Origin of the sequence: Cellulosilyticum lentocellum DSM 5427 (genome assembly GCF_000178835.2) — a bacterium.
Taxonomy (GTDB): domain Bacteria; phylum Bacillota; class Clostridia; order Lachnospirales; family Cellulosilyticaceae; genus Cellulosilyticum; species Cellulosilyticum lentocellum.
Map to the genome: position 1 here is coordinate 3,274,351 of NC_015275.1, position 15,295 is coordinate 3,289,645.

Consider the following 15,295-nt stretch of genomic DNA (forward strand, 5'->3'; position numbering starts at 1 on the left):
TTATTTTTTATCTCCTAAGCCTCTGTCAATGACTTCTATTTGTTCTCTTCCTACAATGCTATGAAGGTAGTTATACACATCTTTTAAGAGCTTTTCACACTTTTTCTTTTCTGCTGTTTTCAAAAGCATTTGCTCTCTGAGCTGTGTAATCTCTCTTTCTAAGCGTATTTCCTTTTCCTTGCAAACATCAATATACTCGTACCCTACCGCAATCATTTCTTCTATAATCTCACGGTTAGCACTTTCAATCTCCACTTCCACTTCGCTTATACGCTTTTCAATATCTTCTAGTTTTTGATTGACACCTACCGTACTTTGATGGAGCTTATTAAGTGCTTCAATAGATTCACTATTCCCATCAACTTGTACTTCGCCACTTAAATTTAAAATTTCCTTTAAAAAATTTTGTTTCACAGTGCTGTATTCCTTATAGTCATTGTTTAAACGTCCTTGTTCCTTTAAAAGCTCCTTTAAGTTTTTTTCCTGGGCCTTAATAATATCACTTTGAATACTATCTCTCATGGTGTGCCATAGAGGGTCTAAAAGTACGATAGGTAGTTTCCTACTTTTTAAAATATCACTTACGTACTCTTTCTTTAGATTAACATTGCTATTGGTAACTTTCACTTCTTCTTCAGGCTGCTCATTTAGTACAATGCGGCGTTTTTTCTTCATAAAATCAAACATACTGGCATCTCTCCTCCTTCCTTTAACCTTAGGGTTTAAACTATTTTTATTACTTTTATTATAAACCTAAAATGAATAAAATCCTATGGTTAGCTTATATTTATTCTATAATGACAACTGCTTAGTACGATATAGGACTACTTTAGATGATTGCGTTGTTAAGTCACTAGATATAAATATATATCGGTAAATAAAACGGTTAATCATGCAGACAATTTACAATTTAAGCCTCAATAACAAAAGCTTATTCAGAATGTATAGTGTAGACTCACTGAATAAGCCCCAAAATACTTATTAGTATGTTTTTTATAAATAATCAATCTTCATCATAATGAGTATGTTGTTTGTATCAATTTGCTCCATTATTTACTGTTATCAAACAAAAAAAGAAAACCATCCTTAACCTAATGTAAAGAATGATTTTCTACTTTATTTTAGCTATTCATTAACGCTATAACTTCCTCTAACTGCGGTGGATTAAGAGGTAGTGGAAATCTAGTGCAAGCTACTGCTGCTGTAGCACTAGCAAATTTGACCGTTTCTAAATCTGACATGCCCTTTAATAAGGCATAAATACAAGCAGCTTTAAAGGTATCTCCTGCGCCTAAAGTACTTTTAACTTCTACTTGATAAGGCTCAAGACTCAATCTTCCTGTTGCCTTTCTACCATACCATAGTGGCTTTGAACCTCTTGTGAAAATCACTAAGCCCTCACTATTTTCCACATAACGTTCAAATAGCTCTTCTTTATCCTCATCTAGATAAGTATAGCCAAAGAACTCCCCTGATAAAATAGTAATACTAGCATTCTGATGTAAAAAACTATCATAAGGACAATCGATCGTCACATACTTTTTCCCCTCTTCTATGCAATAAGCTGCCACTTCCTCTGAGGCTATTCTAAAGAAAGGATCAAGTCCCACAACTGCAGCTGCTTTAATATCCTCCCTATTAGGCTGATTCCACCTCTCTATCGTATCACCATAAAATCCCTGAAACATCCCAAAAGGTGTCCTTGTCGCTTGGTCAATAATGACATAATCCTCAAGTCCATCATAGCCCTCTTCTACTGTCAAAGCACTTATATCCACCTTTTTATCCTGATAAAATGACTTAATCAAAGGATAGGTCTTAGCTCCCATATAATTACCATCCATTTTTACCGTGCACCCTAAGCTACTAAGTACAGTAGCACAAGTCCCTGTTTCTCCTCCAGGCAGCTCATACTTTTCTCTAATCTCACCATAAGTATCTGCTATAGGATACTTATCCTTAAGTAAAAAACTATTGGTCTTTAAAATCATCCCATGTAAATAAACATCGTATGTATTCATCAGATTCCTCCCTTAATGGATTCATACCCTTATCATAGCTATATTTTTTTCAAGAAACCATTTATTTTCTTATACAATTATTTGGCTTTTTATTAGGAATTTATCAATAATGACATCTCCTAGAACGAGAATATCCTGATGTATCGTTCATTATACATGAGTAAGCTCCTAAATCACGGATTCACTTTGTAGTCTCTCAGCTAATTTGGTATTTCTATTTTTTACTTCATTGTTCTTCACTGCTACATAAATCGCTTGACGATTACCTACCAACACCACTACCTTTTTAGCTCTCGTTATACCTGTATAAATTAAATTACGCTGGAGCATCACATAATGACTAAAAGTAAGAGGCATGACTACAATAGGATATTCACTTCCCTGGGCCTTATGAATCGTGGTGGCATAAGCCAGTACAAGTTCATCTAATTCTAATGCTTCATACTCTATTTCCCGCTCATCAAAGGTCACTTTAAGCGTACGCTCCTCTAAATCAATGTCTGAAATAAAGCCTACATCTCCGTTAAAGACTTCCTTATCATAGTTATTTCGTATCTGCATCACTTTGTCATTGAGCCTATATTCAGTAGCCCCTCGTTTTAAATGAAGCGTATTTTTATTAAGTGCTGATTGCAGTACTGTATTGAGGTTAGCAGCACCTGTTTCAGAACGCTGCATAGGTGTTAGTATCTGAATGTCTTTGATTGGATTCACTTTATAATACTGAGGCAGCCTTTTGGTACATAGTTTGACAATCGTATCAATAACCCCCTGACTCTCTTCTTGCTCTATGAAGAAGAAATTACTATCCTTTCCACCTCTTAAATCCGGATTTTCTCCTTTATTAATCTTGTGGGCATTGGTAATAATTTTACTTCCCATAGCTTGTCTAAAAATACGTTCTAGCTTAATAGTAGGGATAACGCCAGAAGCTATCATATCTTGAAGCACATTGCCTGCACCTACAGAAGGAAGCTGATCAATGTCTCCAACAATAACAAGAATCATATGATCTGGAATGGCTTTTAATAAATTATACATCAGTATAATATCTATCATTGAAGCTTCATCTATTATAAGGACATCACCTACTAATGGATGATCCTCATTTTTCTTATACCCCTCAGGTGGCTTACACTCTAATAGCCTGTGAATGGTCTTAGCTTCCATACCAGTGGCTTCACTCATCCTTTTAGCCGCTCTTCCTGTTGGTGCAGTCAACAGCACTTCCATCCCTGACTCTTTAAACAAACTAATAATCCCGTGAGTAGTGGTTGTCTTTCCTGTTCCCGGACCACCTGTCAATAGCATCACCTTAGACCTACTTGCAAGATGAATGGCTTCTCTTTGAATATCATCATAAGTCATCTGCTCCGTTCTTTCTAAGAAAGCAATAACCTCATCACTCTTTTTCACTTGCCTTAGCGTATGACCTGCCATAATCTCCTTTAAACGTTTCGCTACCCCTCTTTCACTAAAATAAAAAGGTGGTAAGTAAATGGCATCTGGTTCTTCTTTAATCAGTTCCTTTTCTTTAATCAAATGGTCGATAGTCATTATCACCTTTGTTTCTTCTACCTCTAATATCTCTACACATTTAGCCACTAATTGCTCTGTTCTAGCAAAACAGTGTCCTTCCTCTGAGAGTTGACTCAGAGTGTAAAAAAGCCCTGCACGGCATCTTTTAAAAGAATCCTTCTCTATCCCTAGCTTAGCTGCTACCCCATCAGCTGTTTTAAAACCAATCCCATAAATATCATCTGCTAGCTGATAAGGATTTTCTTTAACCACCTCAATACTCTCATTGCCATAGTATTTATAAATACGACTTCCAAAAGAAGTGGATACACCATAGGATTGTAAGAAAATCATAATGTTCTTAATCTCCTTTTGATCCTGCCAAGCTTTCTTAATCATCTCTACACGTTTTTTACCTATCCCAGGAACCTCTATAATCCGATCAGGTTCTTCTTCGATAATATCTAGTGTCTGCTCCTTAAATAAATTAACAATCTTCTTAGCATACACAGGCCCAATTCCCTTAATAAGCCCACTGCCTAAATACTTCTCTATACCATAAATACTAGCAGGCAAAGTCTCCTCCCATTCCTTAGCCTCAAACTGCCTACCATATTTAGGATTGCTCGACCAAAACCCTTTCATAGTAATAACCGCACCTACATTAACAGTAGCCATACTCCCCACTACCGTTACAAGCTCATGATAGCCTTTACACCTAATCTTAATCACACTATAACCAGTATCCTCATTAGCATAAGTAATGCGCTCTACTACACCACGTAAATTTTCCATTTCACTCCGTCCTTTTACGTCTAATATAGGTCTAGTATATCACATATGACGACAAATAAAAAAATACGTTAAATGCCAAACCAACTGCTCATAAAATTTATTAAATTTTTATTAGGGAGTCCACTGGTAGCCCACATATATATAAGTGTAAAAACAAATCAAACAACTTCCCACGGCATAATCACCGCAGCTTCAACTTGAGGAACTGACCGGGTCGACCAAGTCTCAATCTGTCGTTACAGGTACCTCTGGCTCTAAGGAAAATGTTCACTAGTGCGCTGGCAGGGAGGCGCCATCTATAAGTTGCCAAAAACGTTTTTACACCTTGCACTACCAAATAAAGTTTTTTAACCAGAGTCTTAAGGCCTTAGTTTCCTATCACAAGGGTGCACCGGCTAAGACTTTAAGAGCTCCTCACTCATTGGTTGAACTTTCATACTTCCCCTTAGTAGGCCTCTTTCTATTGCCAGAAGAGTGCTGAGGAGCCATTCTATGCCTTGAATCAGGCTTACTAAGGCAGCTATGAAGGTTTCACTAGAGTCTGGAGCCAAGCAAAAAAAGTAACCATGTGTCACGATACCAATGTCATTAAGTTAAGATGACGAAAAAAGATCTCTATACCAATCAAATGGTATAGGGATCTTTTTTTGAAAAAGTAGTTGACAAGACAAAGAAAATGTGCGGCCGCTCTCACTACTGATTGAATAAAGAGGTAGTGAGAGCGGCCCTTGTAATTAAAGGAAACTTAGTTACAAGGAGGACACATATGAAACCCAAACAAATTAAAAAGCTTTTAGTAGATGAAATCCAAAAGATAGCTGACAATCCGCAAGATTATTGTACCAATCCAGGTAGTGATTTTTTACGCAAAAGGAAATTGCCCATGAATAAAATTTTAGCTGGAATTATTGGAATGGGAAGTGGGAGCCTTACAAACGAATTATTAGATCTATTTGGTGCATCTGCAGATACACCAACTTCTTCTGCGTTTGTTCAGCAGAGAAAAAAGATAAAGCCTGAAGCGTTTAAGAAGATATTTGACGGCTTTTCAAGTAAACTTATAGATAACTTTAATGAAGATATGCCCATACTTGCTGTTGATGGGTCTGATGTACAGATTCCTACCAATCCTGATGATTTAAATTCATTTCATTCTGGAAAAGATGGAAGAAAATCATATAATCTTCTGCATATAAATGCGTTGTATAATATAAATTATTCTATTTATCATGATGTGATAATACAAAAATCTAAAGAAAAGAATGAACATAACGCTCTACAAGAAATGGTTGATCGTTCTGAAATTCCTAAAGCACTCGTGATAGCTGATAGAGGTTATGAATCTTTCAACAGCATGGCTCACATTCAAGAAAAAGGATGGTTCTTTCTTATTCGTGTCAAAGATGGAATTAATGGTATAAAGAATGGATTGGATTTACCCAAAACAGACTGTTTTGATATTGATATTTCTTTAAAACTTACAAGAAAGAAAACGAATGCAGTCAAAGAACTTTTCAAAGACAAAAATCATTATCGAAGTGTTTCTTCAGCCCAACCGTTTGATTATTTACCACTTAAAAACAAGAAATCTGAACCTGCTAAATTCTATGAATTACACTTCCGAATAGTGAGATTTCCTATTTCAGAAACTTCCTATGAAACAATAGTTACAAATCTAAACAGTGAAAAGTATCCTCCTGATGAGGTAAAAAAACTGTATGCTTCTCGTTGGGGGATTGAAACATCTTTTCGAGATTTGAAATATACGATTGGAATGTTAGATTTTCATTCAAAAAAGGTGATGTGTATCCAACAAGAAATCTATGCACATATGATAATGTATAACTTTGCAGAAATGATTACATGGCACGTAGTCATTGAAAAAAAGCAAAGAAAGCATACATATAAAGCAAATTTCTCAGTTGCAGTGCATATGTGTAGGTTATTCTATCATGGAAAAGCAACATCACCTGATTTAGAAGTCATAATCGCAAGAAATCTCATTCCTGTACGGCCTAATAGGCATAGGGAACGAAACTTAACTATCAAGCTTTTTCATGGCTTCCTTTATAGAGTAGCATAAATCTTTGTAAAAGAATATAAATTTTGAGGCAGATGCAAATCTGTCTATTTGTGGTACCTGGAAATAGAAAAAGAAGCTGAAGAAATAAATCTTCAACTTCTTTTCCTAGGGATGCGTTTCTATCACAATGTTAACTTAATGACATTGGTGTCACGATACATGGTTACTTTTTTTGCGTTCATTACACCATAAGCTTCATTTTAAACTTGATTAAATTGTTGGAAAATTATGCTATAATACATTTATCTTATTCTAATGAGGTGTGTCATGCATAGAAAAATCAAATCACTATTAATGTTAATGCTATCATTTTTAACCATCGCTCTTCCCCTGTCAACTGAAGCTGCTACTCCAGAAGCTTATTGTCTTTTAAATTATCAAGGGCGTCCAGATCTTACTTCAAAATGGCTTTATATTTTCACCTTCCCTAATCAAGAAACCATATCCTTAAAATTTAAAGAAACTCATCCTTTCTTAATGGTTAATGGAACATTTGTGCCTACTGCTAATATTCAAATCATTAATAACCGTTCCTTTATTCCTCTTAGAATTGTAAGCGAAGAACTTGGAATGAATGTACGCTGGGATGCTTCTTCTCAAACTGCCATTATTCAAAAAAATGCTTTACAGATTACCGTTAAGCCTAATCAAGAAAAGTTTCTTATCAATGGAGTTGAAGCGCTATCTGAAGATAAAGTATGTACAATTAACGGAAGCCTTTATGTGCCTTTGCGTTTTCTTGAAAAAGCTTTTCCTATTACTTTAAACTATATTCCCTATAAGGAGTCTTCACCCTTTTATCTATTAGGAAATCCGCTTATTACTATTGATGAAAATTCTACGCAAAAACAATTCACTAAAGAAGAAGCCTTTCAATTCCTACACGCTCAACTCCTTGAGGCATATAATAACTTCTTAACTAATCAAACATATAATCAAAACACTGAGTACTCCAATTCAATTTTGGATAGACTAAAAACCGATATTGACAGCATTCAATGTACAGGTAAAATCTCTCGTTATTGGGTATTTACCGGTCCATATCCTATTCTATTAGATGCCTTTACTGGCGATATTTATTTTGCCAAATCTAAAATTGTAAGGTCTTATATTGAAAAAATGATTATCACTGATCCAGAAGTTTTTGCACTTGATTACTTTCTTGGCTAGTAAAAGTCTCAGCAATTTCCCTAAGACTAAAATGCTTCACTTTTTATTAAAAAATCCTCCACCTGATTAAATGAGGTAGAGACGTGACAACAAAAAAGATAACCATGTGTCCATATACTTGGTTATCTTTTTTGCCTTCTTTATCTCCTAAACATTCATCTGTTTGACTCATAAACTATGTATCTTTTATACATTGTTCTGTCTTATAAATACTCTCCCTAAGTCTAATCAACGTCCTACTCATCACTAAATGCGGAAACTACTCCTCAACATCAGCTATAAACTGCTGAGCTTTCTTAATAACTTCCTGCTCAAATTCATGATGTAAGATAGTTGTTTTAATAAAATCTGTTTCACAAACTGCTATTTCTTTTGTAAAAGTTTCCCCTGATTTTAATTCTACTAAACGTCTTGGTATCCCCCTCTGAACAATAGCCTTCCCATAGATTGAACTTTGAACTTTTTATAAAAGTGCACCTTCGATTTCTTATCATCCATCTCATCAATTTCCCGTACTTCAAGAAATTCATCCCTCTTTTGAAATTCAAGCATCTTAGGGCACTCCATCTCACAAACTGTTATATGCTCCACCTCACGAAGTGCCACTACAGCATCTAATAAATTATGAAACCATGATACTAATAACTCATCTTGAAAACAACCTACTGCTAACATCTCAGGACTGATTTCACCGTCATACATATAGCCATAAGAACTTTCATAAAAACAAAGTTCTAGTAAACCTTCAATGTTTCCCCACTCCTCATCATAGGCTTCTTTAGTCATCTTTTTAAGTTCATCTTCGTTTTCAACAATTCTATAATTAATTTGGAACATCAGTTTCCTCCAATAAAATGTAGCATAGACTATTGTGATTGCGCTGTGAGAGGGTGAAAAATAACTTTTGGTAAAGTGCTTGATACTCAATGTGCAGATAGTATTTTCAAGTGTTAAATAGCCTTTTATTTATTTTCTTCTTTTTCATTTTTTGCTTTGAATCATGTGTGCTTATTTAAATTTATCTGCAGTAAAATTTGCAGTTACACTTATTGTGAATACATTACTCAAGCCCGAGAGCTATACGTATGAATCAATATACCACATAACATATTGATTTATAGGGAATAAATTGTATTTTAAATATAAATCCTTAATTATACTATAACATTTTAACTCTTTTATTATAAATATACTTTAAAAACAGTCACCTTCTAAAAACTAATTAACATATAATAATCAATTTAAACTATATTTATTCATCAACAGCCTTTTTTACATCTTGTATTAAAGTATTCTGTACAATAATACGCTTTATATTCTGAATATATTTATACTTTTCTTTTTGCTTATATATATGAATATATGATGGATGCTGAATTGGTACAAACTTTATATTATCAATACTCAGAGAAATAAAATCATATTCTACACTCTTAGGAAAGTTAATCTCATAGTACTGTTCAATAGCTTCTTTAACTTGAGTACCTAATAAAAAAATTACCTTAGGTTGGAGATACTTTATTTCAACAATTAAGTTTTCTATACATACACCAACTTCTTCTTTTTTAGGATATCGAAGCTTACTATTGTCATCTAAAGGTGCACACTTCACTAAATTTGTCTTATATGATTTATCTAAACCAATAGTCTCTTCAATTTCTGCTATTATTTTTCCTGTATTAGTACTAGGTGCAAGAGGCATACCTTTGTTATCTGTTATCTTCTTAGCTGATAAGCCTACCCACATTACATCACATGCTTCACATTCTTCAATTAAAGGTGGTTGATTCTGATATAAATTACACTTCTGACATTGTTTTATTTGCTTTAACATTCTCAATCCTCATTCATTTTTAATGTATTAATTATAAAGTCATTTAGTACATTATCTGGGCATTCACTAAAATTACCCGCGCTATAATTAAATTGTGTTCTTCCCTTAATACTATTTAAACTATTATTAGACTGAATTCCTTCTAACTTAATGTTTTTCTCTTTAAGTTGTTCATATAATAATGTACCATGATAAGGTCTAAATTGGAATGTACTATTTCTAAACATTGCTTTTGTATTTTCTGAAGCTTCCTTTAATTCTCTAGCTAACCTATAGGTTTCTTGCATATCCTCTAGATTTTCTTCAGGTAATCCATACATAAAATAACCTTTAACATTAATATTAGCATTTAATATAGCTTTAATACACTCATAAACTTCTTCAGCAGTTCCCAATTTGTTAATTTTTTTTCTCATTCTATTCGAGCCTGTTTCTATCCCTACAAACACCTCTAAACATCCACATCTAGATAGTTCCTGTAATAAATCTTGATTGTTTCTAAATGAATAAATATGCGCCATTGCTCGCCACTTTAATTGTACTATTTGAAATATTTCAATTGCTTCTTTTATACTCCTTCTACTTCTTAAAAATAAATCATCCAACATCCTAATACTTTGTACCTCTGGATTAACCTTCTTTATTTCATTAATCTCATCTATTATACTGTCCTTACTTCTAATTCTAGTGCAAATATCTTCATTTAAACTTTTTGCTCCTCCACAGAAAGCACAATTATATATGCAACCTCTAGAAGATACCATACATGCTTCTTGTAAGTTAAATCTATTCTTAAGTATTCTATTTTTAAAGAGATTTCTATCCAGCACGATTTGAGATATATCTTCTGGAAAATAGATTGATGTATTGTCTACCCTATATACTGTACAATTATCATTAATCATAATAGGTTTTTCTTTAACACTTTCTTTTATAATATCTGGTATAATCAATTCTCCTTCTCCACATACTGCAATTATCTTATGCTCTACATTCCATGAAGCTATTTCTTTATAAATACATTTTACTAATTGTCCACCAATAATGACTTTAATATCTTTAGGTATCTTTTTAACTATTTCTTTGACAATATGTATATTTGTTGAAAACACATTAATTCCAAGATATCTTGGTTTCTTACTCCTTATAAGGTGACAAATCTCATCAAAGTTTTGATTAAGATATATACAGTCGTTTAATTTCGCATTAATATTATCTTTCAATAAATATGTCATTATATATCCTAATCCTATAGGAGGTAAATACTGCTCCTTATTTTTGCTTTTTTGAAATTCTAATGGAGAATTCAATAATAATACATCTAACATCTTATGACATCTCCACTTGCTTAATTTTTACTAAAATAGCTTCTAAGACTTGCTGTATACAATTCTCTGGTGAGTTGTCTGTATTTATTTCATAAACTTCTATTCCCATATTTTCAAGTATCGTAACAGCATTTTTGAAATATTCTACTTCTAAATACTCAATCTTACTCTCGCGCTCAAATCGAGTAAGATTTTCTCTTTCTTTTAACCTTTTTCTAATTGTATATGGACTAGCTATCAAAATAAAATAAATGTCTGGCAAGATCATATTGTTGCACAAATTTAGAATAAATTGTTCATCTACTCCATCTATACCTTGTAATACCAAAGAAGATGCTATATATCTATCACATAAAACAATCCTTTTTTCATCTAACGCAGGTTGAATAACTTTATTTATATGTTCATATCGATCCGCTGCTACTAGACATGCTAATGTTTCTTTTCTTACATACTCACTTATCCTCCTTGTAAACTTACCAATCTCTAATGTACTAGGTTCCGATGTATTGAGTACCTCTATTCCCCTCTCTTGCAACATATTACTAACTTCATTTATAAGTGTTGATTTCCCCACTCCATTAGGTCCATCAAATGCAAAAAATCCTGCCATAGCTATCACCTACTTTTTTACATTCTTATTATCATATTACTCTTCTATCCTGATTTTACATAATTGAACTTGCATTCCTAACTCATTAATTCTTTTTATATGCTGCAATAAGTTAACCTTACTAAAGAAAGGAATAATATCCTTCAAACTTCCTTTCTTATTTGATGTAATAGCATATACTACTTTTACTTCATTATACGGGAATGAATCCTTATTAAATTCTATTTTTCCATATTGCTCTTCTAAATATTGTATAACTCTTTCTCTATAAGTTGATTCATTTTTTAATAAGTCCATCGATACTGAGCCTTGTGAAAATAGATGACTCAATGTAGCAGAAGCAGTTTCTCTTTTTATGCATATAAATTGTAAGTGTTTTGATAACAAATCACATATCTCGACTTTGCTCCTTGAATTAGGAATTTGAAAATTCTTCTTATCTAAATATATAAAGTGTTTTTTATCTTGCCTTTCATTGTACTGCCCCTCAGTCTCTCCCTTTTTAATAGTAGTTAACTCTTCAATTTCTACTTCTTCAATATATTCAAGCTTTGTCTTAACCTTTTCATAGTAGTTAGTATCAATAACATACCAATTATTCATTGTAAAAATATATGTTTTAGTTTCTTTGGATACCTCAAAAACTATAAACTCTTTTATAGGTGCTTTTGATGTTTTAGGACTATCCGAATCATCTAAACCTATAACACATATCTTTTTGAATTTCTCTATTGTATCAATTTTTTGCTCTGCCATTAGTCTGTATAAGTCGGTAATATCTATTTCATCTGTTTCTACAAATTTGTTATAGCTATATACAATCTTGTATCTAGCACATTTATCGTACTCTATCATATCTGGATAAGTTAAACTAATCTTCTCTTGTTTATTTTCTTGTATATGATTCCAGAGTAGCTTATTTAATTCCTCACTTAACTCTTTATTTTTTACTACTTTCATGTTATCAATAAAATCAAAATTTGCTTTATACTTATCACTTAAATATAACTCTATTAATTGCCTACACTTTGCTCCTAATTCCTTAAATTTTACTTTACTATTCAAATTTAAAGAAGTTGTTCCTCTAATATTTGTTCCTACTTCAGTATCTTCACACTTTCCTGATACTAAATTTAGTATGTCTTGATGTAGGTCCAACTCAAACTCTCCTAACTCACTTCCTTTATTAATGTGTACGCGTTTCTGTTTCGTCTTTAGATCAATATTTCTAACATCTAAGGCTTTTAATTCATATGGTGAAATACTATTTAGAGTAACCTTCAATCCAAAATCATTTTCTAATTTTTCCTTATTAATTCCAATAAATCCAAAGCCTGCAGTAATACCAAAAAAGTATTTTTTCTCATCTTTTATAATCTTAATTAAAATAATAAATGAATTTACTGTATTTCTTACTTCTTCTTTATCCCTTATATCTACATCCTTCTCTAAAAACTTTAACCATTTAGGTGCTTTTGATTTATTGGTTTGCATATAAACTTTAGCATCAAAATCTAAATCTGTTGTAATCACTAGTAACTCTTGATAGTTGTTATCTGAGTTTACTTTGTTTTTTAATATTATCTCATCAAAATCTTCTACATCTTTCTTAAATAAATAATATGATAATTTCATATTTCCTCCCAAAAACATTATTTTAAGCATATTATATTATAATTTTTAAAATATTCCAAACATAATATGAATTTATATTGTTTTTATATAAAACATAACTTAATTACTGGTTAAATTTTTCTTAGTATATACTTATATACTTATATACTTATATACTTATATACTTATATACTTATATACTTATATACTTATATACTTATATACTTATATATTGATTGCCTACTTACTCCACACAACCTACTCAACTCACATTTATTAAGTTGTTATTTTTGTTATTGGGGGTAATACCTAATAAAACTACTGGGTGATTTTTTAAAAGTAGAACAGATCTTCCTATATTCTTCCTCTTAGCAACTACATTTGTCATTCCACTCTTTACACGATCACTTATCATATTTCTTTTCATTTCAGCAAATACTCCCATCATTTTTAGCATACCTTCTGTCATTGCATCAAGTTTATCTTTAATATAATCAACTATAAATCCACCAATAACTAACTTCAGATACTTCTTCTTGACAATCTTGATAATTTCATATAACTGCTTAGTACTTTTGTAATGCGCGATACCTCTGTGACCACTATCTTATCCCCTCAGCTACTCTCTAATAACTTATTTAACTCAATGCAATCCACTTTTGTGCCACTCTCATACTCCCAATAAATGTTCATTTCAACCACACCACCCAATGTCTTTACTCCTCGTTTCTGTCTATTAATATCCTGTTTATTTTCATTTATTGAACATCTTGCATATTCATATTTATCCATAATTATTTCACCCTTTTCTTTGATAGTATTTCCCGTTATGTAAGCAAAAAGGTTGTTATTTATTTGACATTTTTGCTGTATTTTCACCTAATTTCTAGTACTTTTTGGGTTCTAAAATATGTTAATGAAAACATCTGTTTTATTACAAATTCATCCTTACAACCTACGAATAATAACTTGAAGTAAATCACAATCTTTTTATAAAAAGCATCTTTACGCCAGAAAGCTGCTAGAAATGAGAGGGATGGCTGTCCTCAAGGGGTGACTTGCGAGTATTTTCAGCAGGCACTTAGCGAATTTTTTTGATGGGTTTTAGGGAGACTGTTTGAGCGCTAGCGAGTTTCGACCGTTCATCAAAAAAATGAGCTTAGTGCCTGCGAAAATGCGGAGCGGAACCCCGGAGGGCAGCCATCCCTCTCATTTCTTCCCAGTAGCTTATGACTACAACTCGCTTACAAAAGGAGACATTCACTTTGTCTTTGTTTTTCCCTGATTTTTGCTCTTGTGCTTGCCTTTGTCCTTGCTTTTGTTTTTGCCTTTATCTTTGCTCTTGCTTTTTACCCTTACTCCCCTATTGCCTAAAGCTTTATCTCTATAAACGCAAAAAAATGCCCATAAGCCTTCTGTTTTCCCAACAAAAGCCTCACAGGCATTTCTTTATTCACTCTTTTATACTGCACCCCACTCAACATCATTCCCAAGGAAATCCATTAAGCCTCACTTTTATTCTTCAATTTGCCCTATACTCTCACTCTTATCTTTCTTCTCTCTTTCAACCTCAGCCTCATTAATCTTATAAGCCAAAGTCATTAATGAATGAGAAAGGTGTACATTCTCAACTTGTACTGTATCTGGTACGAATAAATCCACAGGTGAGAAGTTCCATAAGCCTTTTATCCCCCATTTTGCTAAACTCTCAGCTGTCTCTTTTACTCTTGTTTTTGGCATTGTTAAAATAGCAATTTCTACTTCATTTTCCTTTACGAACTGCTCCATTTTGTCAATATCTTGTACTTCTACCCCGTGTATGCTCATACCAATTAGTCTTGGATTAACGTCAAATAAACCGATTAACTTAAAGCCTCTTTTACTAAATGATGTTGAATTAGCAATAGCTTGTCCTAAGTTACCTACGCCTACAATAATCATTTTATAGTTTTGGTGAAGTCCTAATATCTTTCCTATCTCTGTATGCAAGTACTCCACATTGTATCCGTAACCCTGTTGCCCAAAGCCTCCAAAATTGTTAAGGTCTTGACGAATTTGTGATGCGGTCACATTCATCTTCTCACTTAATTCTCTGGAGGAGATTTTGGTTACTCCTTTTTGTAATAATTCTCCCAGATATCTGTAATAACGTGGCAATCTCCGTATTACATTCATAGAAATCTTTCTTTCTTCCGTCACCTTCTCATCTCCTCATATACGCAAACTCATAACCCTAGTATAGCATTTAAGTTTTTTTTTGTCAATGTAGATTATTGGCCCCTTTTCTTTCAATTTGCGCTTTTATTTGCTAAAATAATA

At 32.8% G+C, this 15,295-nt stretch carries 13 protein-coding genes; 2 read left to right on the plus strand and 11 right to left on the minus strand.

All coding sequences use genetic code 11. The features are described from left to right. From CLOLE_RS15120 to recD2, 3 genes are all read right to left on the minus strand, one after another. The gene (locus tag CLOLE_RS15120; protein ID WP_162145083.1) at nt 1-675 is read right to left on the minus strand and encodes a hypothetical protein; all 675 of its coding nucleotides are present in this window, start codon (nt 673-675) and stop codon (nt 1-3) included. A gap of 446 nt (nt 676-1,121) precedes the next feature. Beyond that, on the minus strand, nt 1,122-2,021 hold the full coding sequence (locus tag CLOLE_RS15125; protein WP_013658000.1) for a carbohydrate kinase family protein: 900 nt from the start codon (nt 2,019-2,021) through the stop codon (nt 1,122-1,124). A 168-nt stretch (nt 2,022-2,189) separates the two neighbouring features. Further along, nucleotides 2,190-4,334 (minus strand): SF1B family DNA helicase RecD2, encoded by a 2,145-nt coding sequence (recD2, locus tag CLOLE_RS15130; RefSeq protein ID WP_013658001.1) that lies wholly within the window; start codon nt 4,332-4,334, stop codon nt 2,190-2,192. A gap of 766 nt (nt 4,335-5,100) precedes the next feature. Between recD2 and CLOLE_RS21995 the strand changes: the two genes are divergently transcribed. Both CLOLE_RS21995 and CLOLE_RS15140 read left to right on the plus strand, forming a co-directional pair. Then, nucleotides 5,101-6,417 carry an IS4 family transposase gene (locus tag CLOLE_RS21995; protein WP_013656278.1) on the plus strand — a complete coding sequence of 439 codons (1,317 nt, stop codon included), beginning with the start codon at nt 5,101-5,103 and terminating at the stop codon, nt 6,415-6,417. A gap of 267 nt (nt 6,418-6,684) precedes the next feature. Beyond that, entirely contained in the window at nt 6,685-7,587 is a 903-nt protein-coding gene (locus tag CLOLE_RS15140; protein WP_013658002.1) for a copper amine oxidase N-terminal domain-containing protein, read from the plus strand. A gap of 402 nt (nt 7,588-7,989) precedes the next feature. Here the strand turns inward: CLOLE_RS15140 and CLOLE_RS15145 are convergent, their stop codons facing one another. From CLOLE_RS15145 to CLOLE_RS15175, 8 genes are all read right to left on the minus strand, one after another. Next, nucleotides 7,990-8,424: a hypothetical protein gene (locus CLOLE_RS15145; protein WP_013658003.1), complete on the minus strand. Its 435-nt coding sequence runs from the start codon at nt 8,422-8,424 to the stop codon at nt 7,990-7,992. 415 nt (nt 8,425-8,839) lie between these two features. Then, nucleotides 8,840-9,421: a uracil-DNA glycosylase family protein gene (locus CLOLE_RS15150; RefSeq protein ID WP_013658004.1), complete on the minus strand. Its 582-nt coding sequence runs from the start codon at nt 9,419-9,421 to the stop codon at nt 8,840-8,842. A 2-nt stretch (nt 9,422-9,423) separates the two neighbouring features. Next, nucleotides 9,424-10,749: a B12-binding domain-containing radical SAM protein gene (locus CLOLE_RS15155; RefSeq protein ID WP_013658005.1), complete on the minus strand. Its 1,326-nt coding sequence runs from the start codon at nt 10,747-10,749 to the stop codon at nt 9,424-9,426. Nucleotide 10,750: 1 nt separating this feature from the next. Further along, a complete protein-coding gene (gene tmk / locus CLOLE_RS15160) occupies nt 10,751-11,362 on the minus strand; it encodes a dTMP kinase (protein WP_013658006.1) in 612 nt (203 codons plus the stop codon). 36 nt (nt 11,363-11,398) lie between these two features. Beyond that, nucleotides 11,399-12,997: a TIGR04141 family sporadically distributed protein gene (locus CLOLE_RS15165; protein ID WP_013658007.1), complete on the minus strand. Its 1,599-nt coding sequence runs from the start codon at nt 12,995-12,997 to the stop codon at nt 11,399-11,401. Nucleotides 12,998-13,238: 241 nt separating this feature from the next. Continuing rightward, entirely contained in the window at nt 13,239-13,565 is a 327-nt protein-coding gene (locus CLOLE_RS23635; protein ID WP_157864148.1) for a recombinase family protein, read from the minus strand. A 26-nt stretch (nt 13,566-13,591) separates the two neighbouring features. After that, nucleotides 13,592-13,855 (minus strand): recombinase family protein, encoded by a 264-nt coding sequence (locus CLOLE_RS23640; protein WP_162145084.1) that lies wholly within the window; start codon nt 13,853-13,855, stop codon nt 13,592-13,594. Nucleotides 13,856-14,491: 636 nt separating this feature from the next. After that, nucleotides 14,492-15,175, minus strand: coding sequence for a redox-sensing transcriptional repressor Rex (locus CLOLE_RS15175; RefSeq protein WP_013658008.1), 684 nt, complete (start codon nt 15,173-15,175; stop codon nt 14,492-14,494). Between the last annotated feature and the right edge of the window lie 120 nt (nt 15,176-15,295).